Source organism: Streptomyces sp. NPDC026246, assembly GCF_055567995.1.
Window position 1 is genome coordinate 11,914 of record NZ_JBVHPJ010000008.1, and the last position, 26,383, is coordinate 38,296.

23 protein-coding genes are annotated in these 26,383 nt (G+C 72.7%); 19 read left to right on the forward strand and 4 right to left on the reverse strand.

What is annotated here, in order from left to right; all coding sequences use genetic code 11:
• Positions 1 to 87 precede the first annotated feature (87 nt).
• Positions 88 to 1,020 carry a Ppx/GppA family phosphatase gene (locus tag ACZ4M5_RS20595; protein ID WP_467738788.1) on the reverse strand — a complete coding sequence of 311 codons (933 nt, stop codon included), beginning with the start codon at positions 1,018 to 1,020 and terminating at the stop codon, positions 88 to 90.
• A gap of 71 nt (positions 1,021 to 1,091) precedes the next feature.
• On the opposite strand from ACZ4M5_RS20595, the gene ACZ4M5_RS20600 reads away from it, so the two are divergent.
• Complete coding sequence (locus tag ACZ4M5_RS20600; RefSeq protein ID WP_467738790.1) at positions 1,092 to 1,919, forward strand: DUF3109 family protein; 828 nt, start codon at positions 1,092 to 1,094, stop codon at positions 1,917 to 1,919.
• A gap of 42 nt (positions 1,920 to 1,961) precedes the next feature.
• Here the strand turns inward: ACZ4M5_RS20600 and ACZ4M5_RS20605 are convergent, their stop codons facing one another.
• Positions 1,962 to 3,686 carry a BACON domain-containing protein gene (locus ACZ4M5_RS20605; RefSeq protein ID WP_467738792.1) on the reverse strand — a complete coding sequence of 575 codons (1,725 nt, stop codon included), beginning with the start codon at positions 3,684 to 3,686 and terminating at the stop codon, positions 1,962 to 1,964.
• Between the two features lie 196 nt (positions 3,687 to 3,882).
• Here ACZ4M5_RS20605 and radA point away from each other — a divergent pair, with 196 nt between their 5' ends.
• From radA to ACZ4M5_RS20650, 9 genes are all read left to right on the forward strand, one after another.
• Positions 3,883 to 5,292 carry a DNA repair protein RadA gene (gene radA, locus ACZ4M5_RS20610; RefSeq protein WP_467738794.1) on the forward strand — a complete coding sequence of 470 codons (1,410 nt, stop codon included), beginning with the start codon at positions 3,883 to 3,885 and terminating at the stop codon, positions 5,290 to 5,292.
• Between the two features lie 81 nt (positions 5,293 to 5,373).
• Positions 5,374 to 6,498 (forward strand): DNA integrity scanning diadenylate cyclase DisA, encoded by a 1,125-nt coding sequence (disA, locus tag ACZ4M5_RS20615; protein WP_333937246.1) that lies wholly within the window; start codon positions 5,374 to 5,376, stop codon positions 6,496 to 6,498.
• 306 nt (positions 6,499 to 6,804) lie between these two features.
• A complete protein-coding gene (locus ACZ4M5_RS20620) occupies positions 6,805 to 6,969 on the forward strand; it encodes a plantaricin C family lantibiotic (RefSeq protein ID WP_369198764.1) in 165 nt (54 codons plus the stop codon).
• Positions 6,970 to 7,004: 35 nt separating this feature from the next.
• On the forward strand, positions 7,005 to 7,169 hold the full coding sequence (locus ACZ4M5_RS20625; RefSeq protein WP_467738797.1) for a class II lanthipeptide, LchA2/BrtA2 family: 165 nt from the start codon (positions 7,005 to 7,007) through the stop codon (positions 7,167 to 7,169).
• A 124-nt stretch (positions 7,170 to 7,293) separates the two neighbouring features.
• Positions 7,294 to 10,356, forward strand: a complete 3,063-nt coding sequence (locus tag ACZ4M5_RS20630; RefSeq protein WP_467738799.1) for a type 2 lanthipeptide synthetase LanM family protein — start codon at positions 7,294 to 7,296, stop codon at positions 10,354 to 10,356.
• Positions 10,357 to 10,358: 2 nt separating this feature from the next.
• Positions 10,359 to 12,614, forward strand: a complete 2,256-nt coding sequence (locus ACZ4M5_RS20635) for a peptidase domain-containing ABC transporter (protein WP_467738801.1) — start codon at positions 10,359 to 10,361, stop codon at positions 12,612 to 12,614.
• Complete coding sequence (locus ACZ4M5_RS20640) at positions 12,611 to 15,454, forward strand: DUF4135 domain-containing protein (protein ID WP_467738803.1); 2,844 nt, start codon at positions 12,611 to 12,613, stop codon at positions 15,452 to 15,454. The genes ACZ4M5_RS20635 and ACZ4M5_RS20640 overlap by 4 nt, the downstream gene beginning before the upstream one ends.
• Complete coding sequence (locus ACZ4M5_RS20645) at positions 15,451 to 15,618, forward strand: hypothetical protein (protein WP_398108747.1); 168 nt, start codon at positions 15,451 to 15,453, stop codon at positions 15,616 to 15,618. The genes ACZ4M5_RS20640 and ACZ4M5_RS20645 overlap by 4 nt, the downstream gene beginning before the upstream one ends.
• Positions 15,618 to 16,622 carry an LLM class flavin-dependent oxidoreductase gene (locus ACZ4M5_RS20650; RefSeq protein WP_467738805.1) on the forward strand — a complete coding sequence of 335 codons (1,005 nt, stop codon included), beginning with the start codon at positions 15,618 to 15,620 and terminating at the stop codon, positions 16,620 to 16,622. Before ACZ4M5_RS20645 ends, ACZ4M5_RS20650 begins: the two co-directional genes overlap by 1 nt.
• Here the strand turns inward: ACZ4M5_RS20650 and ACZ4M5_RS20655 are convergent.
• Positions 16,572 to 17,375 carry an AfsR/SARP family transcriptional regulator gene (locus ACZ4M5_RS20655; protein WP_467738807.1) on the reverse strand — a complete coding sequence of 268 codons (804 nt, stop codon included), beginning with the start codon at positions 17,373 to 17,375 and terminating at the stop codon, positions 16,572 to 16,574. The genes ACZ4M5_RS20650 and ACZ4M5_RS20655 overlap by 51 nt on opposite strands.
• Before the next feature lie 336 nt (positions 17,376 to 17,711).
• On the opposite strand from ACZ4M5_RS20655, the gene ACZ4M5_RS20660 reads away from it, so the two are divergent.
• The 4 genes from ACZ4M5_RS20660 to ACZ4M5_RS20675 all read left to right on the forward strand — a co-directional run bounded on the left by ACZ4M5_RS20660 (position 17,712) and on the right by ACZ4M5_RS20675 (position 20,239).
• Complete coding sequence (locus tag ACZ4M5_RS20660) at positions 17,712 to 18,167, forward strand: hypothetical protein (protein WP_467738809.1); 456 nt, start codon at positions 17,712 to 17,714, stop codon at positions 18,165 to 18,167.
• On the forward strand, positions 18,167 to 18,481 hold the full coding sequence (locus ACZ4M5_RS20665) for a transcriptional regulator (protein WP_467738811.1): 315 nt from the start codon (positions 18,167 to 18,169) through the stop codon (positions 18,479 to 18,481). Before ACZ4M5_RS20660 ends, ACZ4M5_RS20665 begins: the two co-directional genes overlap by 1 nt.
• A gap of 76 nt (positions 18,482 to 18,557) precedes the next feature.
• Positions 18,558 to 19,475 (forward strand): ABC transporter ATP-binding protein, encoded by a 918-nt coding sequence (locus ACZ4M5_RS20670; protein ID WP_467738813.1) that lies wholly within the window; start codon positions 18,558 to 18,560, stop codon positions 19,473 to 19,475.
• Positions 19,472 to 20,239, forward strand: coding sequence for an ABC transporter permease (locus ACZ4M5_RS20675; RefSeq protein ID WP_467738815.1), 768 nt, complete (start codon positions 19,472 to 19,474; stop codon positions 20,237 to 20,239). The genes ACZ4M5_RS20670 and ACZ4M5_RS20675 overlap by 4 nt, the downstream gene beginning before the upstream one ends.
• 79 nt (positions 20,240 to 20,318) lie before the next feature.
• Here the strand turns inward: ACZ4M5_RS20675 and ACZ4M5_RS20680 are convergent, their stop codons facing one another.
• Positions 20,319 to 21,164 carry a hypothetical protein gene (locus tag ACZ4M5_RS20680; RefSeq protein ID WP_467738817.1) on the reverse strand — a complete coding sequence of 282 codons (846 nt, stop codon included), beginning with the start codon at positions 21,162 to 21,164 and terminating at the stop codon, positions 20,319 to 20,321.
• Positions 21,165 to 21,788: 624 nt separating this feature from the next.
• Between ACZ4M5_RS20680 and ACZ4M5_RS20685 the strand changes: the two genes are divergently transcribed.
• The 5 genes from ACZ4M5_RS20685 to cseC all read left to right on the forward strand — a co-directional run bounded on the left by ACZ4M5_RS20685 (position 21,789) and on the right by cseC (position 26,383).
• Entirely contained in the window at positions 21,789 to 22,733 is a 945-nt protein-coding gene (locus ACZ4M5_RS20685; protein WP_467738819.1) for an HhH-GPD family protein, read from the forward strand.
• Between the two features lie 293 nt (positions 22,734 to 23,026).
• Positions 23,027 to 23,566 (forward strand): SigE family RNA polymerase sigma factor, encoded by a 540-nt coding sequence (locus ACZ4M5_RS20690; RefSeq protein ID WP_311689083.1) that lies wholly within the window; start codon positions 23,027 to 23,029, stop codon positions 23,564 to 23,566.
• Entirely contained in the window at positions 23,554 to 24,207 is a 654-nt protein-coding gene (locus tag ACZ4M5_RS20695) for a hypothetical protein (RefSeq protein WP_467738821.1), read from the forward strand. The genes ACZ4M5_RS20690 and ACZ4M5_RS20695 overlap by 13 nt, the downstream gene beginning before the upstream one ends.
• A 117-nt stretch (positions 24,208 to 24,324) precedes the next feature.
• Positions 24,325 to 25,026 (forward strand): two-component system response regulator CseB, encoded by a 702-nt coding sequence (gene cseB, locus ACZ4M5_RS20700; protein WP_467738822.1) that lies wholly within the window; start codon positions 24,325 to 24,327, stop codon positions 25,024 to 25,026.
• Between the two features lie 7 nt (positions 25,027 to 25,033).
• Positions 25,034 to 26,383, forward strand: coding sequence for a two-component system sensor histidine kinase CseC (cseC, locus tag ACZ4M5_RS20705; RefSeq protein WP_467738824.1), 1,350 nt, complete (start codon positions 25,034 to 25,036; stop codon positions 26,381 to 26,383).

A 26,383-nucleotide genomic window follows, 5' to 3' on the forward strand; every position in this document is an offset into this window, starting at 1 on the left:
AAGTGGGGGGTCTCCTGGCCGTTGTGGTGATTGCCACGTGCAGACGCGGCCCGTCCCCTCCCCCGCGCTGCGGCCCCGGAGCGGCCGCTACGCGTTCTCCATGTGGTCCAGCTTGCGCAGGATCACGCCCTCCCTGAGGGCCCAGGGGCATATCTCCACGCGCTCCACGCCGAACAGGTCGAGGGCGGCCTCCGCCACCAGGGCCCCCGCCAGCAACTGGCCGGCCCGGCCCTCGGACACCCCGGGCAGCTCCGCGCGCTCGCGCTCGGTCATCCCGGCCAGCCGCGGCACCCAGCCCTCCAGGGACTCCCGCTTCAGCTCGCGCTGGACGTAGAGGCCTTCGGCGGAGCGGGCGGCGCCGGCGATACGGGCCAGCTGCTTGAAGGTCTTGGAGGTGGCGACCACGTGGTCGGGGGCGCCGAGGCGGCTGAACTCGCCGACCGTGCGGGCGATCTCGGTGCGCACATGGCGGCGCAGGGCCCGCACGTCGTCGGGGCCGGGCGGGTCGCCGGGCAGCCAGCCGGCCGTGAGGCGCCCGGCGCCCAGGGGCAGGGAGGCGGCCGCGTCGGGCTCCTCGTCCATGCCGTAGGCGATCTCCAGGGAGCCGCCGCCGATGTCCAGGACGAGCAGCTTCCCGGCCGACCAGCCGAACCAGCGGCGCGCGGCGAGGAAGGTGAGCCGGGCCTCCTCCTCACCGGTGAGGACCTGCAGCTCGACGCCGGTCTCGCTGCGCACGCGCGCGAGGACGTCGTCGGCGTTGCGGGCCTCGCGCACGGCGGAGGTGGCGAACGGGAGCATCTCCTCGACGCCCTTGTCCTCGGCGGCCTGCAGCGCCCCGTGGACGACCGAGACCAGCCGGTCGACGCCCTGGGGGCCGATGGCCCCGTCCTCTTCGAGCAGCTGGGCGAGGCGCAGCTCCTCCTTGTGCGAGTGCGCGGGCAGCGGGCACGCGCCGGGGTGGGCGTCCACCACCAGCAGATGCACCGTGTTCGAACCCACGTCGAGGACACCGAGTCTCATGTAGGGCACGCTACTGCCCGCCCGGCCGTCCGCCGTCCTCGGTGCGGGCACCCGGCCCGTACCCTGGAGACGTGCCAAAGACGAAAAAGGCCAAGCGCGACAAATCACCTGGCGTCGCGGTTCCCGACGAGCAGGGCCTCGACTTCGCCCGCGCGTGGGTGGAGTTTCCCGATCCGGCGGACGACGAGCAGGTGTTCCGCTGCGATCTGACATGGCTGACCTCTCGCTGGAACTGCATCTTCGGCAGCGGCTGCCAGGGCATCCAGGCGGGCCGCGCGGACGACGGGTGCTGCACGTTGGGTGCCCACTTCTCGGACGAGGACGACGAGAAGCGCGTCGCCGAGCATGTGGCCAGGCTCACGCCGGACATCTGGCAGCACCACGCCGAGGGCACGCGGAACGGCTGGGTGTCCGAGGACGAGGACGGCGACCGGCAGACCCGGCCCTTCCAGGGCTCCTGCATCTTCCAGAACCGGCCGGGCTTCCCCGGCGGGATGGGCTGCTCGCTGCACATCCTCGCCCTCAAGGAGGGCCGCGAGCCGCTGGAGACCAAGCCGGACGTGTGCTGGCAGCTGCCGGTGCGCCGGACGTACGAGTGGATCGACCGGCCCGACGACACGCGCGTGCTGCAGGTGTCGATCGGCGAGTACGACCGGCGCGGCTGGGGCCCGGGCGGTCACGACCTGCACTGGTGGTGCACCTCGGCGACCTCGGCGCACGGCGCGGGCGAGCCGGTCTACGTCTCCTACCGGCCCGAGCTGATCGAGCTGATGGGCAAGGCCGGCTACGACCGGCTGGTCGAGCTGTGCGAGCAGCGGCTGGCCTCGCAGCTGCCGCTGCTGGCGCCCCACCCGGCGGATCCGGCACCCCCGGCGCCACCGGCCGGACCCGTCGACTGACGGGAGCCTCCGCACCCCCTGACGGGTCCTGCGCACCCGGTCCTACGACGTCGCCGGGCTCGGGTCGCCGCTGCCGGACGGCGGGGGCGTGGAGCCCGCCGGCTCGGTGGGCGCCGTGTCCGTCGGGGTCGGGGTGGGATCCGGGTCGGGGGACGGCGGCGGGGTCGTCGGCGTCGGGTCCGGGTCCGGGGCGGAGGTCGTGGGGGTCGGGTCGGGCCGGGTCGAGGGCTGACCGCCCGGCCCGCCGGGGTGGGTGCCGGGGCCGGACGGGGTGGGCGCGGTGCCGTACCCCTCGATGTGCACGACCGCGCCGGCCGGTGCGATCGCCACCCGTGCCTGCCAGGCGCCCGCGGGTTCGCGCAGGTGGTCGACGTAGACCTGGATCGTCACCGACCGGCCGGGGCGGAGGGTGCCCGAGGTCCGGCTGAGGTAGAGCCAGTCGGCGCCGGTGGAGGCGGACCAGCTCACGGTGGCCGGGCCGGTGGCCGTCAGGGTGATCAGCGTGGTGTCGCCGCGGTTGTCGGCCGTCACCTCCAGGGCGCTCTCGCGGCCCGCCCCGGCAACGCCGACGACCTCGACGGACACGTCGGCCTTGCCGTCCTCGCCGAAGCGGGGGCCGGGGCGGGTGCTCGCGTTGCCGGCGTTCTCGTAGCCGCCGCCCGCGATCTCGCCGTCCATGCCGTACGGGTCGTCGGCCTCGCTGGCGGAGGCGGAGCGGCCGTCCTGCCCCTCCCCGACCGGGGTGCCGCGGTAGGCGGCCCACAGGGCGAGCACCGGGGCGGCCACGACGGTGGCGACGACGGTCGTGGTGACGGCACGCGCGCGCAGGCGGTCCCGCCGGGCGGCGTGGTCCTTGGGGTCCATCGGGAAGCCGCGGCGGTCGAAGCGGGGTGCGTCGCCCCGCGTGCGCGGAGGGTGGGCCATGGCGACGTGCAGGGCCGCGCGGGGCGCCGCGAGGACGGGCAGCTCGGCGGGCGTGACGCTGGTGCCGGGCCAGCGGCCGGGGATGGCGCGCTCGGCGGTGCGGCGGCAGCGCGGGCAGTCGTCGACGTGCCGGACGAGCTCGCTGCGCAGGGTCGTGCCGAGGACCATCCGGTCGTCACCGACGAGATGGGCGACGCTGGGGCAGGTTCCCGTCTCGACCACGGCGAGGGCCGCACGCGTGCGTTCCACCTCGCAGGCCGCCGAGGCGAGCAGATCGCGCGTGGCCGCGACGTCCCGGCCGAGCACGGCGGCGACCTCGTGGGCGGAGAGGTGGTGGCGCACGGCCAGTTCGAGCGCCTCGCGCTGCTCGGGGGTGGTGCCGGCGGCCTCCGGCCAGGCCAGCTGGGCCAGTTCGCGGCGGCGGTGCTCCTGCACCTCCTCCGAGGGGGCGGGCGCGGCCGGGCGCTCGGCGTGCTGCCGGCCCGAACGGCCCGCCGCGTGGCTGCTCTGACGTTTCTGCTTGGCCTCGGCCAGCTTGCGCAGACAGGCCCAGCGGGCCAGCGCGTACAACCAGGCCCGGCGCTCCGCGGGCGCCTCGGGCGCGTGCCGGCCGCGGCGCTCGGCCAGGACGAGGACGTCGCCCAGGGCGGCGGTCGCGGCGTCGTGGTCGCACAGCACGGACAGGCAGTAGGTGAACAGGCCGTCCAGGTAGGGCTCGTAGCGCGCGGGCGGCCGCTGCGCCAGCGTGCGCGCCGCTCCGCGGTCACGCGCTTCCCGGTGCGCCCTGTGGGCGCCGGTGCTGCGGGCCGAGCGGGTCGAGATCTCCGGAGTACTGCTCATCATTCGGCGACCGTAGGGGGCCGGGAGTGGCACCTTCCGGTGGCTTGAGCACATTTAATCCGTACGGGTGAAACGATCCCTCAATAGGGGACAGGAACGGTTCGTTCCGCCGTCGGCGAGGGGTGGCGGAGCCCTGGCGCGCAGGCGGGCGGGGCCGGCCGGTCCCGCGATGTCAGTGGCGGCGGATACGGTTCCGTCCATGGCTGCCCGTACGAAATCCACCAAGGACCGCCCGTCCTACCGCTGCACCGAATGCGGCTGGCAGACGGCGAAGTGGCTCGGCCGCTGCCCCGAGTGCCAGGCCTGGGGGACGGTCGAGGAGTACGGCACGCCCGCGGTCCGCACGACGACGCCCGGGCGGGTCACCACCTCCGCCCTGCCCATCGGCCAGGTCGACGGCCGCCGGGCCACCGCCCGCACCACCGGCGTGCCCGAGCTGGACCGCGTGCTCGGCGGCGGACTGGTACCGGGCGCGGTGGTGCTGGTCGCGGGCGAGCCCGGCGTGGGCAAGTCGACGCTGCTGCTGGACGTGGCCGCGAAGTCGGCGAGCGACGAGCACCGCACGCTGTACGTCACGGGCGAGGAGTCGGCCAGCCAGGTCCGGCTGCGCGCCGACCGCATCGGCGCGATCGACGACCACCTCTACCTGGCGGCGGAGACGGATCTCGCGGCCGTGCTGGGCCACTTGGACGCGGTGAAGCCCTCGCTGCTGATCCTGGACTCGGTCCAGACGGTCGCCTCCCCGGAGATCGACGGCGCACCGGGCGGCATGGCCCAGGTGCGCGAGGTCGCCGGCGCCCTGACCCGCGCCTCCAAGGAACGCGGCATGTCCACGCTGCTGGTGGGCCACGTCACCAAGGACGGCGCGATCGCCGGCCCCCGCCTGCTGGAACACCTGGTGGACGTCGTCCTGCACTTCGAGGGCGACCGGCACGCGCGCCTGCGGCTGGTGCGGGGCGTCAAGAACCGCTACGGCACCACCGACGAGGTGGGCTGCTTCGAGCTGCACGACGAGGGCATCACGGGCCTCGCCGACCCGAGCGGACTCTTCCTGACGCGGCGGGCCGAACCCGTCCCGGGCACCTGCCTGACCGTCACCCTGGAGGGCCGCCGCCCCCTGGTCGCCGAGGTGCAGGCGCTCACGGTCGACTCGCAGATCCCCTCCCCGCGCCGCACCACCTCCGGCCTGGAGACCTCCCGCGTCTCGATGATGCTCGCGGTGCTGGAACAGCGCGGACGGATCAGCGCCTTGGGCAAAAGGGACATCTACTCCGCGACGGTCGGCGGGGTGAAGCTCTCGGAGCCCGCAGCGGACCTGGCGGTGGCGCTCGCGCTGGCGAGCGCGGCAAGTGACACACCTCTCCCCAAGAATCTCGTCGCGATCGGCGAGGTGGGCCTGGCCGGAGAGGTGCGGCGGGTCACAGGAGTGCAGCGCAGGCTGGCAGAAGCCCACCGTCTGGGCTTCACGCACGCCCTGGTCCCGGCCGATCCGGGCAAGGTCCCGGCGGGCATGAAGGTTCTGGAAGTCGCGGACATAGGGGACGCCCTGCGGGTCCTTCCCCGGTCCCGTCGCCGAGAGGCCCCACGGGACGAGGAGGGTCGCCGGTAGACTTTGCCCTGGTCTCGCCCGTCCGTGCGAACCAAGCGTGCGACACGGGGGCGCCCCAGAACCTGCGACCGGAGGAGTGCAGTGGCAGCCAACGACCGGGCAGCAGCTCCCGGAAAGTCCGGTGGGAGTGCCGGTACAGATGGCCTCATGCGCGCCTCTCTGAGCGCCGTGGCACCAGGCACCGCCCTGCGTGACGGCCTGGAGCGGGTGCTCCGGGGCAACACCGGCGGTCTCATCGTGCTGGGCTCCGACAAGACCGTCGAGGCACTGTGCTCCGGCGGCTTCGTGCTGGACGTCGAGTTCACCGCGACCCGCCTGCGCGAGCTGTGCAAGCTCGACGGCGGCATCGTGCTGTCCTCGGACCTGTCGAAGATCCTGCGCGCGGGCGTGCAGCTGGTCCCCGACCCCACCATCCCCACCGAGGAGACGGGCACCCGGCACCGCACCGCGGACCGGGTCAGCAAGCAGGTGGGATTCCCGGTCGTCTCGGTGTCCCAGTCGATGCGGCTGATCGCCCTGTACGTCGACGGCCAGCGCCGCGTCCTGGAGGACTCCGCGGCGATCCTGTCACGCGCCAACCAGGCCCTGGCCACGCTGGAGCGCTACAAGCTCCGCCTCGACGAGGTCGCGGGCACGCTGTCCGCGCTGGAGATCGAGGACCTGGTCACCGTCCGGGACGTCTCGGCGGTGGCGCAGCGCCTGGAGATGGTGCGCCGCATCGCCACGGAGATCGCCGAGTACGTGGTGGAGCTGGGCACGGACGGCCGGCTGCTGGCGCTCCAGCTGGACGAGCTGATCGCCGGTGTGGAGCCCGAGCGTGAGCTGGTCGTGCGCGACTACGTCCCCGAGCCCACGGCCAAGCGGTCCCGCACGGTCGACGAGGCGCTGTCCGAGCTGGACGCGCTGACCCACGCCGAGCTGCTCGAACTGCCCACGGTGGCACGGGCGCTGGGGTACACGGGTTCACCCGAGACGCTGGACTCGGCGGTGTCCCCGCGCGGCTTCCGCCTGCTGGCAAAGGTGCCGCGCCTGCCCGGCGCGATCATCGACCGCCTGGTGGAGCATTTCGGCGGCCTGCAGAAGTTGCTCGCGGCGAGCGTCGACGACCTCCAGACGGTCGACGGCGTGGGCGAGGCCCGGGCCCGCAGTGTCCGCGAGGGCCTGTCCCGGCTGGCGGAGTCGTCGATCCTGGAGCGGTACGTCTGAGACGGCCCCTCCCTTCCACGCGCCTGGCGAATCCTTCCTGAACGGCTGAGGGCGGCACCCCGAAAGGGTGCCGCCCTCAGCCGTTTCGTGTGTGCCCGGCGTATGCGCGCGTTGTGCGGACCGCGCGCGCCGGGCGCGCGGCCGGTCCATCCGGCCGGAATCGAGCTGCCATGTCCCGCATGCCGTCCGGACATCGTGAAGGAATCACTCCGCCATCGCCGGCGAATGCCGGACACCCAGGATGTGAGTCACGGCTCGCCGGCCGGAAAAGGGCGCCGGGCCGACACCCCTATCAAGGAGGACCTCATGTACCAGGGAGACATCTCTCTGCTCGAGGAGATCGCGGAGCAGGACTTCGACGGTGTCGCCTACGGCGCGTGCACCACGAACACCTTCTCGCTGTCCGACGCCCTCGGCAACAACGGCGGCTGGTGCACCCTCACCAAGGAATGCCAGCCCAACTGCAACTGATTCACGGCTGATCAGAGCTTCCAGAAGGAGACACGATGCAGGACAAGAAGACCGACCTCCTGGGTGGTTACGACGAGGCGGAGCTCATCGAGCTCGGCGAGGCGGACACCCACGGCGGTACCGGTCCCTGGTGCATAGCCACCGTGACGCTGGCGTCGGCGGCGCTCTGCCCGACGACCAAGTGCACCAGCAAGTGCTGAATTCCGCCTCACCCCGGCCGGTGAGCGCTTAGCACGCCGAGGCGGAATGAGCGTCGGTCCCCCGATTCTCATTCCGCCCTCGTGTTGCCTTCCTCGACGACGCGCACAGATGGAGCGGCGAAACATGACAACTCCAGCCCCTTACTATCCAGAGTTCGACAGCGCCGAAGTCGAGGAAACCATCGCACCCCTGGCGCAATACGACGACGAGGTACTCGCCGTCCTCCGCGACGGGCCCGGAGACCACGCGCCCTCCCCGTCCGGTGCCGGCGGCCGGCCTTCCGTGACGCAGTGGCTGAACGACCCCGAGCGGTATCCGTTCCAGCACGTCGTCAGGTCCGTCGCCCTGCCCGTCGCGGAGTCCGGTCTGCCGGCCCTGCTCGCCGTGAACCCCGGCGCCCCCGACGCCCTGCTCCTGCAACTGCTCGACCGGGCCGAGGTGCGCCTGCGCCACGTCCTGACCCGCCCCCTGGTGGCGGCCGTCAACCACGCCCGGGAACAGGGCGTGCTGCGCGGCGACACGCCCCAGGAGCGTTACCGGTACTTCGTCCGCGAGGCGTGCCGGACGTCCTTCGAGGACGTGAGCGGCCTGTCGTTCCCCGTGCTGCGGGACGTCATCCGGGTCGTGCTGCGCAACGAGGCCAACGGCATCCGTGAGCTGTGCGGGCGCCTCACGCGGGACCGGGCCGCCCTGGCCGGGACGTTCGGCATCGACGCGGCCGACCCGCTGGTGTCGTTCGGAGCGTCGGAGGGCGACACCCATCACCACGGCCGGTCCGTGTCCGTGCTGACCTTCGAATCCGGCAGGCGCCTGGTCTACAAGCCCCGGGACGTCTCCTGCGAGGCCGCGTACACGACCATCGCGCAGGAGCTCAACGACCGGCTGGGCACCCGGCTCGTCTGGGCGGACGTCCTGGAACGCGACGGCTACGGCTACGTGGAGTTCATCGACGCCGAGGACGTCTCCGACATGTCCGCGCGGTTCATGCAGGACAGCGGGGAACTCGCCGCCGTGCTGTACCTGCTCAACGCGCGTGACATGCACTTCGAGAACATCCTGCCCACCCGGCGCGGCCCGCTCCCGATCGACCTCGAGACGATCCTGCACCCGGAGCGGGTCCACACCGGCCCCACGCCCGAGGCGCCGGGCAACGCGTACGCCGTCATCGGGCAGTCCGTCTACGGCATCGGCATCCTCCCGCTGGTCATGGCGGGCAAGGGCGGGGACGGCGGCCACGTCGACCTGGGATTCCTCGGCGACAAGGGGCGCGGGGCCTCCCCCTTCAAATCGATGCAGTTCGACGAGCCCTTCACCGACCGGGTGCGGCTCGCCTTCCGGTCGGCGCCGGTCGAGGAGCGGCACACCGTGGTGGGGGCCCTCACCGAGGACGAGACCCATGAGCTCGGCCGGCGCATGGCCGACGGCTTCAGCAGGGTCTTCCGGGCCGTCATGGCGGACCCGGACGGCTGGACGTCCCTGCTGCGCAAGGCCGCCGCCGGGATCCGGGTCCGCTACGTCCACAACCCGACGGTGCTGTACTCCCAGACGCTGCGGATGGTGTCCGGCCCGCACGCGCTGGACTCGACCGGTCCGTTCCTGGCGCTGCTGAAGCGCATCGCGATCGCCAGCAAGACCTCCGACCGCCAGATCGTCCGCTCCGAACTGCGGCAACTGGCCGAGCGGGACGTCCCGTACTTCACGGTCGCCGCCACCGGCACCGCCCTGACCGACGGCGCGGGGGCCGAGGTCGGTGCCCACTTCGCCCGGTCACCGCTGGACCAGGCCCTGATGAAGAGCTCACGGCTGACCGAGTTCGAACTCGGGGAGCAACTGCGGCTGCTGCACTCCGCCTTCGCCTCGCGCTTCCCCGACAACCACCTGACACCGTCCGGGAGCACGGTCGCCGAGGCGCCGTCCACCGGCCCGTCCGGCCGGCCCGAGGACGAAACGGCCGGACCCACCGCGCTCGCCGGACCCGCCGCGCTCGCCGGACTCGCCGTCGACCTGTGCGACCGGTTGGTGGCCACCTCCCGCCCCGACCGCTTCGCCCATCTCCCGCGCACCTGGATCGGCCCGCTGGCGTCCGCGCAGACGGACCGGCCCTGGCCTCCCGGGGTCCTCGGCTACGACCTGTACACCGGCCGGACCGGGCCGGCCCTCGCCCTCGCGGCGGCCGGACGGGTGCTGGACGTCGCCGCCTACCGGGACCTGGCCGGGCAGATCTTCTCCACGACCGCCGACATCCTGGCCGGTCACCGCTACGAGACCCGCAGCGTGCGGCAGGCCGGCTACGGCGGTTACACGGGGCTGGCCGGCATCCTGTTCGGGCTGTCCGCGGCGGGCCGGGCACTCGGCCAGGACGACTGGATACGAGCCGCCGGCGGCGCCGTACCGCTGCTCCTGGAGCAGATCCGCGAACAGCCGCCCGGTGAGCTGCCGTTGGACGTCATCGGGGGACTCGCCGGTGTGCTGTCCTGCGTGACGGCGGTCGGCGGGCCGCACACCGACTCGGCCACCGACCTGCTGGCCTCCCTGCTCGTGGACGGGCTGCGCACCGACGGTCCCGCAGCCCGGGGCGTGCTGTCCCAGTCGGGCTTCGCCCACGGCGTCAGCGGAGTCCTGCACGCCCTGTGCCGGGCCCTGCCGCAGCTGTCCCCCGACCGGCGCCGGCAGGTCGAACCGGTCCTGGAGCAACTGGCCGCGCGGCTGCAGGACTTCTACGACGCGGACGAGGGCAACTGGTTCTCCAGCACCACCGGCCCCAGGTCCTTCTCCACCGGCTGGTGCCACGGTGCCACCGGCATCGCCCTCGCCCTGACCGCCTACCACGGCGTCTGCGGTGACGAGGCGGGCGCGGCCCTGCGGGACCGGGCCGTGGCCGGCACCCTGCGCCACGGCTTCGGCCGCAACCTCACCTGGTGCCACGGGGACCTGGGCAACCACGGCGCCCTGGCCGCGCTGGCCCGGGACACGGGTGACGCCGGGCTGCGCGCCGAACTCGACGCGATCGAGCGGAGATGGCTGCAACCGGACGTGTTCCTGCGCAAGACGAACGACTCCCGCAGCCGCTACGCCCACACCAACAGCCTGATGGTCGGGACCTCCGGGATCGTGCTGCACCTGGTCAACCGGCTCGACCCGGACGTCCGCGTCTGCCCCGTCACCCTCACCACCGGGGGACGATGAGCATGGCACGCCACGTACCCACCGTCACCCAGGTCACGCAGACCGAGTGCGGCCTGTGCTCCTGCGTCGCGCTGCTGCGCTACCACGGCCGTGCCGAGGAACTCTCCAGCGCGCGTGAGGCGATGGACGCCGGCCGCGACGGTCTGTCCGCACAGCAGCTCGGCCGGTTCCTCGCCTCCCGGGGCATGAACGTCAAGGCGTATCGGATCAAGGACGTCACCGCGCTGGAGAAGTTCACCTCCCCTGTGATCCTCTACTGGGAGGACTACCACTTCGTCGTCCTGGAGAAGTTCGACGGCGAGACGGCCGTCGTCATGGACCCGGCCGTGGGCCGTCGCCGGATCAAGCGCGACGAGCTGGAGGCGAGCTTCAGCCACATCGCACTCGCCGCGGAACCGGGGCCCGACTTCGAACGCACCCGGGGCAGACCCCTGTCCGAGTGGCGCGGCATGCCGCTGTTCGCCGAGGGGTCCCGGCAGCGGATCGCCCTGGTCGCGCTGCTGTCGCTCAGCGGCTACGGGGCGGTGCTCGGCATCCCGATGCTCACCGAGTGGGCCGTGGACCGCACCGCCCGCTGGTCGGGGCTGGCCGACCTGTCCCAGGTCATCGGGATGGTGCTGGCGGTGGCCGTCGGCTGGTTCGCGCTGCACCTGGTGCGGGTCACGGTGCTGTCCTCGCTGGTCGCGCTGCTCGGCCGGCACCTGATGACCCACACCTTCCGCAAGCTGCTGTCCCTGCCGTACCGGTTCTTCACCACGCGGCAACCCGGTGAGCTGCTGTTCCGCCTCAACAGCGTGAACTCGATCCGCGACCTGCTGTCCTCGCGCGTCGCCCAGGGCATCCTCGACGTCGGGACGCTGGTCTGCGTCAGCGTGTACCTCTTCGTCACCGAGTGGCGGCTGGGACTCGTCGCGTCCGGGCTGTTCCTGCTGAACGCCGCCTATCTGGCCGTCACCCGGGTGCGGGTGCTGGAGGCCGTGGACGCCGAGATCGCGCACCTGTCGAAGAGCCAGTCCACGCAGCTGGACGCGATCGTGTCGATCCCCACCATCAAGATGGGCGGCTACGCCGACCAGTTCGTCGACAGCTGGAGCACCACCTACAACCAGTCGCTCGACGCGATGAAGGCCCGCATGCGGCTGCAGCAGGGCCGTATCTCCGGGCTGACGACGACCACGCAGATGTTCGGTCCGGTGGTGCTGCTGCTGGCCAGTCTGTACTTCGTCAACCGCGGCCAGATCTCGCTGGGTGCCGCGATCGCCGTGCAGGCGGTGTCCGCGACCTACTTCGCGCTGGCGACCTCGGTGTTCCAGACGTACACCGAGTTCAACGAGGCGTCGCGGTACCTGGCGCGGCTGCACGACATCACCGACGCCCCGTCCGAGCCGGCCGGGGGCAGCCGCACCGAGCTGGACTCGACGTCGATCCAGGTCGAAGGGGTCGGCTTCCGGTACACCAAGCACAGCGATCCGGTCCTGCACGACGTCTCGCTGGACATCCCCCCGGGCGCCCGCGTGGCCCTGGTCGGCCCGTCGGGCTCGGGCAAGAGCACACTCGGCCGGATCATCTGCGGTCTCTACGAACCCACCACGGGCGGCGTCCGGTTCGGCGGCCGGCCCATGGCCGAGTACGACCGCGACGCGCTGCGGCGGGCCATCGGGTACATCCCGCAGGAGGTGCACCTGCACAACCGCACCATCCTCGAGAACCTGACGCTCGGCCAGGACATCTCGCTGGAGCAGGTCCGCGACTACTGCGACAGCGTCGGCATCCTCGACTTCCTGGAGGAGCTGCCCATGGGGCTGAAGACCCTGGTGTCGGAGATGGGGGCCAACTTCTCCGGCGGGCAGCGCCAGCGCCTGGCGATCGTGCGGGCCCTGCTGCAACGGCCCCGGATCCTCGTGATGGACGAGGCGACGGCCTCCCTCGACACCGTGAACGAGCGGCGGGTCACGGAGATCATCCGGGACATCGGCGCCACGCAGGTGATCATCGCTCACCGGCTGGCCACCATCAGGTCGGCGGACCGCATCTACGTGTTCGACGGCGGCCGGATCGTCGAACAGGGCACGCACGAGGAACTGCTGGCCGCGCACGCGGTCTACGCGGACCTGTACGCGGAGGCGACGCCGGAACAGGTGGCGGAACAGCCCGCGAAGCAGACCGCGGAACAGGCCACGGAACAGCCCGCGAAGCAGCCCGCGGAACAGACCGCAGAAGAACCCGTGGACGCACTCGTCGGAGGCGAGCGAGCATGACCGCACCGGACGTCGCGATCCCCGCGTTCCTCCCCTTCTACACGGAGTTGATCCCCCGCACCCGGGTCCTCGGGCGGCTGCGCGGCCTCGTCGCCGCGGCGGCCGCGCCGGAGCACGTCGAACCGCTCCTGGACCAGGTGTGGGAGGACCTCGCCACCAGCGTCGAGGGGCACGCCTTCCGCATGCTGATCGGTGCGTTCCACACCTTCCGTGAGCAGTGCGGCCTCCCCCTGACCACCGAGGGCGACCGGGCCCTGCGCCGGTTCCGGGACCACCTGTCGGACCCGGCCGTCGGCCGCCGGCTCCTCGACGCCCACCCGGTGCTCCGGGCCCGGCTGGAGACCGTGCTCGGCAACTCGCTCGAGGCCTACGCCGACCTGTTCACCGCCTTCGCCGAGGACCGTGCCGCGCTGGCCGCCGCGGGCCTGCTGCCGTCCCGCGAGGCCACCATGGCCGGGCTGTTCGCCACCGGCGCGGACCTGCACAACGACAACCGGCAGGTCGTGGGCGTGCGCCTGGCGGACGGCGCCCGGATCATGTTCAAGCCGCGCCCGCTGGTCTCCGACGACTTCGTGCGCGACCTGTACGCGGTGGCGGACCACCACCTCGAGCACTCCCTGCGCGGCTGTGTACCGGAGTCGCTCACCATCGGCTCGCACGGCTGGCAGCGGTTCGTCGAGCCCGGCCCGATGCACGACCCCGGGCAGCCGGCCCGCTACTTCTACCGGTTCGGCGCCCTGTGCACGCTGTTCGGCTCGATCGGCGCGTCCGACCTGCACGAGGAGAACCTCCTGGCGGCCGGTGAGCACCCGTGCGTGATCGACACGGAGACCATGGTCCGGCCCAACGCCGGCGTGGCCGACGACTCGCTGCCGCACGTGCTGATCAACCAGTTGAAGCTCTCCGTGGCCTCGACGATGCTCGTGCCGATGTCCAGCCCCGACTCGCCGATCGACCTGAACATGGCGGGCGTCGGCGTCGAGGGCGAGCAGGCGTCGAAGATGCGCCGGCCGGTGATCCGGGACTCCGGCACCGACGGCATCCGCGTGCAGTGGGAGAACGTCACCTACCGGCACAAGAACAACGTTCCGCGCCTCGGCGCCGACGCGCTGTCCCCGCTGGACCACTTCGCCGACATCCTGGCGGGCTGCACGGACGCGCTGGCGGCCGTGCGCGACGAACGGCTGGCGAAGGTCCTCGACGGCTACCCGGACATGCCGGTGCGGGTCCTGATCCGGTCGACCATGGTCTACAGCCGGTTCCTGGACGCGGCGACCCACCCGGACTACCTGGGGCGGCCCGAGGAGGCGGCGCGGATCTTCCGGCTGCTGGGCACGTACCCCGACTACCTCACGCCCGAGGCCGCGGCGTACGTCGGGGAGCGGGAGCAGGCCGACCTGCACACCGGGAACGTGCCGTACTTCGTCGCCCCCGGCGGTTCCACGGAACTGGCCACACCCACAAGCCGGTTCCCGGGTGTCTACCAGCACTCCGCGCTGGACTTCGCGCGCAGCGGGCTCGCCCTCAACGCGCGGCGCGGCGACGCGTTCCACCGGTTCCTGCTGGAGGAGTGCTTCGGCGAACTGGCCGGCGGGCAGGCGCCGGGGAGCCTGTGCGGGCAGAGTGTGTTCGCCGGTGTCCCGGCCGCGGGCGGCCCGTCGCCGCGGTGGTCGCGGATCGCCGAGGTCATCGCCTCGGTGGGAGTGTCGTACGAGGGTCCGGACGGTCCGCAGACCGGCTGGGTGTGCGGGATCGGGCCGGACCGGAACGCCCCCACCGTCACCCCGGGCAACTTCGTGTCCTTCCACGACAACGGCGGCATCGTCGCCTTCCTGGCGAACGCCGCCCGCCACGAGCCGGGGCTGCGCGAGGTCCACCGTGCCGCCGACCGGGGGCTCGACGCGCTGCTCGCACGGTACGGCGACCTGCTGCTCCAGGTTCCGGAGGGCGTCTTCACGGGGGCGGTCTCGCTCCTGCTGACCCGGCCCGACGCGGTGGACCGGCGCTGGCTCGAACGGGTCCTCGACGGTATCGGGGCGCGGGCCCGGGCGGGCGGCCTGGACACCGACCTGGCCAACGGGCCCGCCGGTCCGCTCATGCTGCTGCTGTCGCGGCTGGAGTCGGGCGAGGCCCCGCTCGTCGGCGCGGACCGGCTGGGGCGGCTGCGCGACCTCGTCCTCGCCCACGCCGAACGCCCGCTCGCGGGCTTCCACTGGTACGACGTGGCGCACGGCGACCTCGGTCTGCGCTGGACCGCCTCCCGCGTCGGCCGGGTGACGGGCGACGGCGCCCTGGCCCGGCGGTCGGCGGACTGGCTGGCCGCACGGCTGGCCGACGGGGACGAGCCACCGGTACCGGGCTGGTGCAACGGCGCCGCAGGACTGCTGCTGACGTCCGCCGAGATCCTGGTCTCGGCCGGACGGCGGGAGCTGCTCTCGGACGGCCTGCTGGCCCGCCTGACGGACCGGGCGACCCGGCTGCCCGAGGACGGGCCGCTGGATCTGTCGGTGTGTCACGGGAGCAGCGGTGTGGTCCAGTGCCTGATCGCCACGGCCCGGCTGCTCGGCGACGACTCGCTCCTCGACCGGGCGTTCGACCATCAGGAACGGGTCATGACGGCGGCCCGGACGAGGGGATTCCACACCTCCGCCGTGGGCAGAACCTCCCTGCTCGGCTACATGTTCGGCTGGGCCGGCGTGGGCGACACCGAACTGATGCTGCACGCCGCCGCTTCGGGCGCGGACGGCCCCGCCGTCCCGGTCGCGCTGACGGGCCCGGCCACCCGCACCACCACCCCCCACAAGGTCCCCCCGGGGACAGCGACAGGAGAACCGTCATGAGGAAGAACAAGACGGGCGCGGGCTTCGCGCTGGTCATCGGTGTCGTCATCGCCGCCGTCGCCATCACCCAGGACAACTACGGAGGTGCCGTGTTCGCGGTCGCGGCGGGGGCGATCGCCTCCGGTCTGCTGTACGTCCGGTCCGGCCGCGAACGGGGCAACTAGTGCGTTACTCGATCCTCCTGCCGTTCGGGCCCAACCGGCCCGAACAGGTGGTGCCGTTCGCCAACCTGGTGCGCTGGACGGCGGCTGAACGCCTGTGGCAGGGACAGGGCCTGGTCCTCGAGTCCCACCACCTGGCGAGCTGGCTCTCGGGCATCGGCATCCGGGTCCCGATGGGTTTCGGGGTCTCGCTGATGCCCTTCCGCTCCCCCTTCCACGCCGCTGTGGAGGCCCGTTCGGTCGCCCTGACCACCGGGCACCCGGTGGTCGCCGGCTTCGGGCCGGGCGCGGCGTCGCTCCAGGAGAGCCTGCTGGGCAAGCCGTACGCGAGCCCCCTGCGGGCCTCGCGGGAGTACGTGTCGATCGTGCGCGGCCTCCTCGCCGGGACGCACGTCGATCTGGCCGGCGAGTACCACGCGGTGTCGGCGAGCCTCTTGCGGACACCGGCGCCGCCGGTGTCCGTGGGCCTCGGCGTCCTGCGGGAACGCATGGCCGCCCTGGCCGGCGAGGTCGCCGACACCGCCATCACCTGGATGGGGTCGGCGCGGTACCTGGGCGAGACCCTGATCCCGGCCGCGCGGGCGGCCCGGCGCACCCTGCCCGAGCCGCTGAAGGTCACGGCCATCGTTCCCGTCGCCCTGTCGGGACCGGACCGCAGGGCCGTCGACCTGGCGGCCGCGGCCTGCGGCTCGCACGCCCAGCTCCCGCACTACCAGGCGACGTTGCGCCGGGCGGGCATCGAGGTGCGCGGCGAGCCGGAGGACGGGGCGCGGCTGATCGACGGCGGCGTGTTCCTGTACGGCAGCGCGCGGGAGATCCACGAGCGGCTCGACGCGTACCGGGCCGCCGGTGTCGACGAGGTGGTCCTCAACGCCACCGGAGTCGGCCTGGTACACGGTCCGCAGGCGGCCGCCCGGGATCTCCTGCGGATCCTGGAGGTGTTGCCGGGCCCTGCCTCAGCCGGGGCTGACGCTGAGCATCCGGGTGCGGGCGGCGATCAGCCGTAACGCGTGCTGGCGGTCCCAGCCGAGTGCGGCGGCCCGCATGGCCTCGACGTCCGGCGGGAGGTTGAGGCCCAGATCCTCGACGAACACCTTCTGGCAGCGTTTGATGACCGCCAGCGCGTCGGCCGCGTTGCCCTCGATGCAGTGCACCGCGGCCAGGAGCTCCCACAGGCGCTGCTGGTAGGCGGCCTCGGCGATGAGGCTCTCGATCTGGTACGACAGCATCTCGGTGCGGCCGGCGAGGATGCGGGCCGTGAACAGGTCCTGGTAGGTGTCCAGTCGGGCCTTGTTGAGGCCGGCGGTGTGGGCGTCGAACCACCGGGTGGGCGGCAGGTCCTGGCCGAACGGACCGCGCCAGAGCGTCACGGCCTCCTCCAGCGTCTCGATGGCACGGTCCGCCTCGCCCTGCGCGAGCAGCTTGCGGCCCTGCCGTGAGTACGTGAGGAAGGTCGGCAGGTCGACCTCCTCGGGTGCGGCGTCGAGCATGTAGCCGCTCTGGTTGCCGCGGTGGGTGCGGATCCTGCCGCTGAGCCCGGTCGCCGCACGCTCCAGGTCGCGGCGCAGGCCGGTGATGTGGCTGCGGATGTTCGCCACCGCCGACACCGGCGGCTCGTCCCACAGCAGTTCGGCCAGCTGCGCGATACCCATCGGCTGGCCCGCCCGCAGCAGCAGGGCGGTGAGGATCGCGCGCCGGACGGGCGAGCACTGCTCGAAGTCCCCCCGGACGCGGAGCGGACCGAGAATCCTGAAGAGCATCTCCCCGCCCCCCGTCACGAGGCGAGGGGGTGTCGGCCTTTCGCAGGGCCGCCGATTCTCCGTCTGGGCGCAGCGGTACAACGCACGAACATGCGCATGAAGAGTCCCCCGTATGTGAATTGTGTTCAGCGGACGAGGCACTCAGGGTGTGGGTGCCCCTTCTGACAGGACGTGTGCCCCGTAGGTCAACCGGAACGCCCCAACCCTCGATCAGAGAGATCGCACGTGCAAGCCCGAACAAGGTTGCTGTGACCCACCTCACATCACGCTACTTTCCTGTCAGGAAAGTAGGTGGTACTTTCCTGACAGGAAAGTAAGCACGAGCGAGGGGCACGCATGACCTCCGACGACGCGCAGGCCGCACTCGACGACATCCGCCGCCGCCAGGACCAGACCCGGGACGCATATGCCCGTCAGGGCTTCTCCAGACCGGTGGTGCTGATCGCGGCGTCGATGATCTTCCTGGTCTGCCTGTCGTTCGACCTGCCCACGCCGTGGAACGGGGCGATGATCGTGCCGCTCGCCCTGCTGGCCGCCGCGCAGTGGGTGCTCCACCGGCGGAGTTCGGCGGTGCGCAGGCGGCCGAGCGCCGTAGAGCAGTTGTTCGCATTGGCCGTGACAGCAATCCTCATCGGAACCTTCGTGGGCCTCTCGGCCGCCGCCGGCGCCGTCGGCGCACCGGCCCCGCACACCGTGGCCGGTGTGGTGCTCGCTCTCGCCAGCGTGCCGGGTGCGCAGTGGACGCGTTCCCTGTTCGAGGCACTCGTACGCAAGGAAGGCCGGCGAGGCTGATGGACCCGGACTTCGACGAGTTCCTGCACGTGCCCGCACGGCTGTCGATCGTCGCGCTGCTGGCGCCCGCTTCCTGGGTGGAGTTCGGCTTCCTGCGCGATGCGATCGGCACCAGTGACTCGGCGTTGTCCAAGCAGGTCTCCGCGCTGGCGGCCGAGGAGTACGTCGAGGTGCGCAAGAACCAGGGGCGTCCCCGCCGCACCCATCTGCGGCTGACCGGGCGGGGGCGGGAGGCGTTCCGCCGGCACGCAGCCGCCCTGGAACGCATCGCCGCGGTGGCCCGCACGGCGGCGGAACCCGTGACCGACGAGTAGACCGACCCACCGCCGGCCCGGGCCGCGAGGCCCGCACGGTCGCCGCGTGGACCACGACAGCAGCAGGGGGACAGCCATGATCGAAGTAAGGGACCTGACCAAACGCTACGGAGACACCCTCGCCGTCGACGGACTCTCCTTCCGCGTCGAGCCCGGCCGGGTGACCGGATTCCTCGGGCCCAACGGCGCCGGCAAGTCGACGACCATGCGCGCGATGATCGGCCTGGACCGCCCCACCGCCGGACAGGCGCTGATCGACGGCAGACGGTACGAGGACCTGCCGCGCCCGCTGTGCACCGTCGGCGCGCTGCTCGACGCCAAGGCCCTGCACGGCGGTCGCACCGCCCGCGGCCATCTGTTGGCACTCGCCCGCAGCAACCGGATCCCCGACCGGCGCGTCGACGAGGTCCTCGACACCGTCGGTCTGTCCGCGGTGGCCGGCAAGCGGGCCAAAGGGTTCTCGCTCGGCATGGCGCAACGGCTCGGCATCGCCGCCGCGCTGCTCGGCGACCCGGACGTGCTGCTGCTCGACGAGCCGGTCAACGGCCTGGACCCCGAGGGGGTCCTGTGGATCCGTGAGCTGATGAAGAAGCTGGCCGCCGACGGCCGTACGGTCCTCGTCTCCAGCCACCTGATGAGCGAGATGGCGCTGACCGCCGATCACCTGATCGTGATCGGCCGCGGACGGCTCCTGGCCGACACCTCCACGACCGAGTTCGTCGCCCGCCACTCCCGCTCCGGCATCCGGATCCGCACACCGCAGCCGGAGCGCCTGCTCGACGTGCTGGACGCCGCGGGGATCTCCGCCACCACCGGCGCCGACGGCTCGATCGAGGCGACCGGGACGACCCAGGAGAAACTCGGCGCCCTGGTGGCCGAGGAGCGCGTGACCGTGTACGAGATCAGCCCGCAAGTGGCCTCACTGGAGCAGGCGTTCATGCAGCTCACCGGTGGCGCCGTCGAGTACCGGGCAGGACAGGGGGCGAGCCGGTGACGACACCGATCAGCAGTGCGATGGCCTTCGAGTGGGTGAAGATCCGCACGGTCCGGGCGACGGTGTGGAGCCTCGCCTCGTACTTCCTGGCGACGGTGGCGGTCGCCCTCCTCACCGGCTACTACCTGCGCGCATCCGCACGCGACTCCGAGGCCCTCAAGACCTTCGACCCGGTGGCGGCCGGCTTCAGCGGCCTGCGCCTCGGACTGATCGCGCTCGTGGTCTTCGGCGTGCTCATCGTGACGCAGGAGTACGCGTCGGGGACGATCCGCACGTCCCTCGCCGCGGTGCCCCGGCGCGGCGTCTTCTACGGCGCGAAGATCCTCACCGGCGCGGCGACCGCCCTGGTGGTCTCCGCCCTCGTCGCGACGGCCGGCTTCCTCACCACCCAGCTGGTGATGGGCGACGCGCGGAACGTCTCCCTCCTGGACGACGGGGTGCCGCGCTGTCTGCTGGGAGCGGTGCTGTACACCACGCTGCTCTGCGTCTTCGCCATGGGTCTCGCCAGCGTCCTGCGCAGTTCGGCGCTGACCATGGGCATCCTGGTGCCGCTGTTCTTCATGATCTCGACGATCCTGAACAGCGTTCCGGGGGTCCGGACCGTGGCACAGTTCCTGCCCGACGTGGCCGGCGGGCTCATCCTCTACCGGGACCCGCCGGACGACACCGTCCTGAACGCCTGGACCGGCCTGGGCGTGCTCGCCGCCTGGGCCGCGGCCGCCGTGATCGCCGGTTACCTGACCACCCGACGCCGCGACGCCTGAAGCCACCCCTCCCGCCCGCCCCGCACCCGCCCGTCCCCCGGGGCGGGTCGGGGCGGGTTTTCCGCCGCGGTGGCGACGCCTAGTCGGCCGACAGGACGAAGGACGTCTGCACCTTTGCGAAGCCCGGCGCCTTCGCCTCGACGAGGTACGTGCCCGGCTTGGCCGAGCCGGCCGGCGGGGTGGCGCACTCGGCGGCGCTCGGCTTGCGGTTCCACTTCACGGTGTAGGTGATGCCGCTGTCCGAGGGGACCCGGAACAACTGGTGCCCCGCGGCCTTGGGGCAGTCCTTCGAGGACCAGTAGTCGTCGTCGCTGTCGGCCGCGGAGATCGTGAACACCGCGCTCTCCGGCCCGAGATCGATCTTGCAGTCGTTGTCCGAGACGTTCCGCGCGGTCAGCAGGAACGTGGGCGTCTGCTCGGGGTCGTAGGTGTTGTGGCGGCTGCGGAGGCTGAACTTCACCGCGCTCGGCGTGCAGTTGGGCAGGGTGGACCCGGCCGGCAGGGTGTCGCCCGCGCCGACGCCCGTCCCGGTGCCGCCGCCGGAGCCGCCTGCGCCGCCCGCGCCCGTGGACCCGCCGGAGCCCGAGCCGCCGCCGGCCCCCGCACCGGAACCGTCGCCCGAGCCCCCGCCGGAACCGCCGCCGGACCCGGCGGACGAGCCGCCCGAGCCCGGGTCCCCCGACTCGTCGCGGCCGCCGGGTGCTTGGCTGATCGCCGGGCCGGAGCCGGACGGGCCGGGCGTGATGGAGGGCGCGGGATTCTTGCCGTCGGCGCCGTTGCCGTCACCGTCGCCGCCCCCACCGCCCATGGACACGATCCAGGCGATCAGCAGCGCCAACACGGCGACCACGGACACGAGTACGACCCTCCTACGCCAGTAGATGGAGGAGGGAAGCGGACCGACCGGATTGCGCAGAGATCCCACGGCGCAAACCTTACGAGAGTTCGGCGCGTTCACCCGTTTCACCCGCCGCTCGGACCTCAACTTTTCCGGATCATCATTCCGGAACTGCCGTTGCCACCCCCGTCGTTCGCCGGATACGGGACCCGGTGATCGCGCACGGTGACGAGATCGGCTCACTGTTCACAGTGTGTGATCATCGACCTCGGGGACGCCCGCTTCGCTAGTGCGTTCCTTGCACCTCTGGCCATGGCAAGGGTGCCCGGGCGTGTCGGGCGCCCAAGTCCGCTGCCGTGCGCAGGTGTCCGTGGTCCCCGGTTCACCCCCGCCCCCCGACTGCGTTGCGCGCGACGCGAGTTGATGTCGAAGGGGGGCGGACCGGGCTCGCGCCGGAGGGCGATCCGCCCGCGGCGCCCCGAGCGCACGACGTACCCGGCGCGCCGGGTGGAGCGACACCGAGTCGAACGGCGCGGCGCCGGCGCCGCGCGGGACTCCGGCCTTCAGAGCCGGGCGCGGCGCCACCGGTGCCCGGCGGGACGCCCACGCGGCGTGGCGGGGCCGGACCGGTGGCGATCACCGGTTTCGGTGTCGCCCTGCGGGTGGTGGTGTGCCAGGATCGGCGGCCCCGCGTGGCACCATCGGAAGGCCATGACTGCTCCCACGAAGCCCTCGCACCCCGTCCCCTCCCCCGCCGGCCCGGCCACCCCCGGCACACCCCTCGGTGCCGACCTGCACTCCCCCGTGATCGACTGGTTCGACGAGAACGCCCGCGACCTGCCGTGGCGGCGCCCCGAGGCCGGGGCGTGGGGCGTGATGGTCAGTGAGTTCATGCTCCAGCAGACGCCGGTGAACCGTGTGCTGCCCGTCTACGAGCAGTGGCTGGCCCGCTGGCCGCGCCCCGCCGACCTGGCCAAGGAGGCCCCCGGTGAGGCCGTCCGCGCCTGGGGCCGGCTCGGCTACCCGCGTCGCGCACTGCGGCTGCACGGCGCCGCGGTCGCCATAACGGAACGGCACGGCGGGGACGTACCGGCCGATCACGCGCAGCTGCTGGCCCTGCCCGGCATCGGCGAGTACACGGCCGCCGCGGTCGCCTCCTTCGCCTACGGGCAGCGCCACCCGGTGCTGGACACCAACGTGCGCCGGGTCTTCGCGCGCGCGGTCACCGGGACGCAGTACCCGCCGAACGCCACCACCGCCGCCGAGCGCAAGCTGGCCCGCGCCCTGCTGCCGGAGGACGAGCCGACCGCCGCGCGCTGGGCGGCCGCCTCCATGGAGCTGGGCGCGCTGGTGTGCACGGCGAAGAACGAGTCCTGCCACCGCTGCCCCATCGCCGCGAGCTGCGCGTGGCGGCTGGCGGGCAAGCCGGCGCACGACGGGCCGCCGCGCCGGGGCCAGACGTACGCGGGCACCGACCGGCAGGTGCGCGGGCGACTGCTCGCCGTGCTGCGCGAGGCACACGGGCCCGTGCCGCAGACGGCCCTGGACCGGGTGTGGCACGAGCCGGTGCAGCGGGCCCGCGCCCTGGACGGGCTCGTCGCCGACGGTCTGGTGGAGCCGATGCCCGGCGGGTTGTACCGGCTGCCGCTGACCTGAGACCACGGGCGGATCACGGAGGCGGGCTTCCCGTCACCGCGAACGTCACAGCGCCCGGGTGGGCAAATCACCCCAAACGATCCTCAAGCCCCCCGCGTCTTTACCCTGTTCCGACTTCCGTTACACAACCGACGGACAGCCGAGTGCTGGCCGCAGGCTGCCCCGGACAGCGCCGTGACACGGCCTCCGTACCTTCGAACACGTTCCCGGCCAACCCGGGACGACTGAGGACCACAGGCAGTGCACGGGCGGCGGGGAGCCGGCCCGGACGGGGAAACGGGAGGCGGTTCACCATGGCGCAGGGCGAGGTGCTCGAGTTCGAGGAGTACGTACGCACCCGGCAGGACGCGCTGCTGCGCAGCGCCCGCCGCCTGGTCCCGGACCCCACCGACGCGCAGGACCTGCTCCAGACGGCGCTGGTGCGGACGTACGGGCGCTGGGAGACGATCGAGGACAAGCGGCTGGCGGACGCCTACCTGCGCCGGGTGATGATCAACACCCGGACCGAGTGGTGGCGGGCGCGGAAGCTGGAGGAGGTCCCGACGGAGCAGCTCCCGGACGCCTCGGTCGACGACTCCACCGAGCAGCACGCGGACCGCGCCCTGCTGATGGACATCCTGCGGGTGCTCGCCCCGAAGCAGCGCAGTGTCGTGGTGCTGCGACACTGGGAGCAGATGTCCACGGAGGAGACGGCCGCCGCCCTCGGCATGTCGGCCGGAACGGTCAAGAGCACGCTGCACCGGGCGCTCGCCCGGCTCCGCGAGGAGCTGGAGTCCCGCGATCTGGACGCACGCGCGCTGGAGCGTGAGGAGCGGGAGCGGTGCGCGGCCTGACCGGCGGGGGGTCCGCACGGACCCGCAGTGGCGTTCAGGCGGTGGGCACGGCACTGGCCGTGCCCACCGCCCTCGCCCTTCTGGTGTCCGGGTGCGGTGCGGGCGGCACCGGCGCCCGTGACGAGGGCCCGGCGCACGCCGACTCGGTCGCGGGCGCCGCCGCCACACCGTCCGCCGCACCGTCCAAGACGCCCGAGAACGTGAACGCGGTCGCGCTCGTCAAGGCCGACCCGGAGGTCGCCCCCGAGGTGAAGCGCGACCTCAAGCCGTGCGTCGCCGACGAGTACCCGGTCGACGTCTCCTACGGCAACCTCACCGGCGGGTCGGCCGACGACATCGTGGTCAACGTCCTGAGCTGCGGTGACGCGGTGGGTGTGGGCAGCTACGTGTACCGCGAGCAGGGCAGCTCGTACAAGAACGTGTTCAAGGCCGAGGAGCCGCCCGTCTACGCGGAGATAGACCGCGGCGACCTGGTGGTGACCAAGCAGGTCTACGAGCGGGGCGACCCGGTGTCGAGCCCGTCCGGCGAGCACGTGATCACCTACCGCTGGGCGTCCGGCCGGTTCGCCGAGAAGTACCGCACGCACAACGACTACGGGAAGGTCGCCGGCGACAGCGCGACACCGGTACCCGCGAGCTGACGCGGGGCGGCCGGCGGATCCGGTCGGTGACGGCCGGGCCGGTGAACGCGGCGCACGGCCCGTGCGTCCCAGTGAAGACAAGCACCCCACGGACCACGAAGGACTGAGAGCACCGGGATGGCAGAGCAGACCCACGTCCTGTTCGTCGAGGACGACGACGTCATCCGCGAGGCCACGCAGCTCGCCCTGGAACGGGACGGCTTCGCGGTCACCGCCATGCCCGACGGCCTGTCGGGCCTGGAGGCGTTCCGGGCGGACCGCCCCGACATCGCCCTGCTGGACGTCATGGTGCCCGGACTCGACGGGGTCAGCCTGTGCCGCCGCATCCGGGACGAGTCGACCGTGCCCGTCATCATGCTGTCGGCCCGCGCCGACTCCATCGACGTCGTCCTGGGCCTGGAGGCGGGTGCCGACGACTACGTGACCAAGCCGTTCGACGGGGCCGTGCTGGTCGCCCGGATCCGCGCGGTGCTGCGCCGCTTCGGGCACGCCGGCGGCGACCGGTCCGCGGAGCCGGCCGGCCCGGCCGGCGGCGGGGCGCTGACCTTCGGGGACCTGGAGGTGGACACCGAGGGCATGGAGGTGCGCCGGGCCGGGCGGCCGGTGGCGCTGACACCGACCGAGATGCGGCTGCTGCTGGAGTTCTCCTCGGCGCCCGGCACCGTGCTCTCCCGCGACAAGCTGCTGGAGCGGGTGTGGGACTACGGCTGGGGCGGGGACACCCGCGTGGTCGACGTCCACGTGCAGCGGTTGCGGCAGAAGATCGGGCAGGACCGGATCGAGACGGTCCGCGGTTTTGGTTACAAGCTGAAGGCCTGAGCGGGGTATGAGGGGGCACTTCCGGCGGCTGCTCGCCGCGGGGCTGGAGCGCGCGGGGATCCGCACGGGCCTGAGATGGAAGCTGAGCGCGGCCATCGCGCTGGTCGGGGCGCTGGTCGCCGTCGCGCTGAGCCTCGTGGTGCACAACGCCGCCCGGGTGTCGATGCTGGACAACGCCCGCGACCTCGCCGACGAGCGCATCATGATCGCCCAGCGCAACTTCGAGCTGTCGGGGCGGATGAACTTCCCCAACACGAAGATCAACGACCCGGCTCTGCCTCCGGAGCTGCGCGAGCGGGTCGAAGCGGGTCAGCGGGCGACCTACGTGGCCGACCGGCCCGGTGACGTGCCCGACATATGGGCCGCCGTGCCGCTGAAGAACGGGCAGGTGATGTCGCTGCACTCGGGCTTCACCGACCGCAGCTCCGACATCCTCCAGGACCTGGACCAGGCCCTGATCATCGGGTCCATCGCGGTCGTCCTCGGCGGCAGCGCCCTCGGCGTGCTGATCGGCGGGCATCTGTCCCGGCGGCTGCGCAAGGCGGCCGTCGCGGCGAACCAGCTCGCGGGCGGCGAGACGGACGTCCGGGTGCGGGACGCCATGGGCGGGGTCGTGCGGGACGAGACCGACGACCTGGCCAGCGCCGTGGACGCCATGGCGGACGCCCTGCGCCAGCGCATCGAGGCCGAGCGCCGGGTCACCGCGGACATCGCGCACGAGCTGCGCACCCCGGTGACCGGGCTGCTGACCGCCGCCGAACTGCTGCCGCCCGGACGCCCGACCGAGCTGGTGCTGGACCGGGCCAAGGCCATGCGCACCCTCGTCGAGGACGTGCTGGAGGTGGCCCGGCTGGACGGCGCCTCGGAGCGGGCGGAGCTGCAGGACCTGATGCTGGGCGAGTTCGTCGCCCGGCGGGTGGCGGCCAAGGACCCGGGCATCGAGGTACGGATCGTGCACGAGTCGGAGGTCACCACCGACCCCCGGCGGCTGGAGCGCGTGCTGTTCAACCTGCTGGCCAACGCGGCACGGCACGGCAGGCCGCCCGTCGAGGTCACCGTCGAGGGCCGCGTCATCCGGGTGCGCGACCACGGGCCGGGCTTCCCGGAGGACCTGCTCGCCGAGGGGCCGAGCCGCTTCCGCACCGGCAGCGCGGACCGGGCCGGGCACGGCCACGGTCTCGGCCTGACCATCGCGGCCGGGCAGGCCCGGGTGCTGGGCGCCCGGCTGACCTTCCGCAACGTCCGCACCCCGGGCGCGCCGCAGGGCGTGCGGGCCGAGGGGGCGGTGGCGGTGCTGTGGCTGCCGGAGCACGCGCCGACGAACACCGGCAGCTACCCGGTGCTGCCGGCCTCGTAG

Bases quoted from the DNA above. Each gene is read 5' to 3' on its own strand.
- ACZ4M5_RS20635 (WP_467738801.1), top strand. From the start codon at position 10,359: ATGGCACGCCACGTACCCACCGTCACCCAGGTCACGCAGACCGAGTGC.
- ACZ4M5_RS20670 (WP_467738813.1), top strand. From the start codon at position 18,558: ATGATCGAAGTAAGGGACCTGACCAAACGCTACGGAGACACCCTCGCC.
- ACZ4M5_RS20630 (WP_467738799.1), top strand. From the start codon at position 7,294: ATGACAACTCCAGCCCCTTACTATCCAGAGTTCGACAGCGCCGAAGTC.
- ACZ4M5_RS20625 (WP_467738797.1), top strand. From the start codon at position 7,005: ATGCAGGACAAGAAGACCGACCTCCTGGGTGGTTACGACGAGGCGGAG.
- ACZ4M5_RS20605 (WP_467738792.1), bottom strand. From the start codon at position 3,686: ATGATGAGCAGTACTCCGGAGATCTCGACCCGCTCGGCCCGCAGCACC.
- ACZ4M5_RS20660 (WP_467738809.1), top strand. From the start codon at position 17,712: ATGACCTCCGACGACGCGCAGGCCGCACTCGACGACATCCGCCGCCGC.
- ACZ4M5_RS20645 (WP_398108747.1), top strand. From the start codon at position 15,451: ATGAGGAAGAACAAGACGGGCGCGGGCTTCGCGCTGGTCATCGGTGTC.
- ACZ4M5_RS20655 (WP_467738807.1), bottom strand. From the start codon at position 17,375: ATGCTCTTCAGGATTCTCGGTCCGCTCCGCGTCCGGGGGGACTTCGAG.
- ACZ4M5_RS20690 (WP_311689083.1), top strand. From the start codon at position 23,027: ATGGCGCAGGGCGAGGTGCTCGAGTTCGAGGAGTACGTACGCACCCGG.
- ACZ4M5_RS20685 (WP_467738819.1), top strand. From the start codon at position 21,789: ATGACTGCTCCCACGAAGCCCTCGCACCCCGTCCCCTCCCCCGCCGGC.
- cseB (WP_467738822.1), top strand. From the start codon at position 24,325: ATGGCAGAGCAGACCCACGTCCTGTTCGTCGAGGACGACGACGTCATC.
- ACZ4M5_RS20595 (WP_467738788.1), bottom strand. From the start codon at position 1,020: ATGAGACTCGGTGTCCTCGACGTGGGTTCGAACACGGTGCATCTGCTG.
- ACZ4M5_RS20620 (WP_369198764.1), top strand. From the start codon at position 6,805: ATGTACCAGGGAGACATCTCTCTGCTCGAGGAGATCGCGGAGCAGGAC.
- ACZ4M5_RS20640 (WP_467738803.1), top strand. From the start codon at position 12,611: ATGACCGCACCGGACGTCGCGATCCCCGCGTTCCTCCCCTTCTACACG.
- cseC (WP_467738824.1), top strand. From the start codon at position 25,034: ATGAGGGGGCACTTCCGGCGGCTGCTCGCCGCGGGGCTGGAGCGCGCG.
- ACZ4M5_RS20665 (WP_467738811.1), top strand. From the start codon at position 18,167: ATGGACCCGGACTTCGACGAGTTCCTGCACGTGCCCGCACGGCTGTCG.
- radA (WP_467738794.1), top strand. From the start codon at position 3,883: ATGGCTGCCCGTACGAAATCCACCAAGGACCGCCCGTCCTACCGCTGC.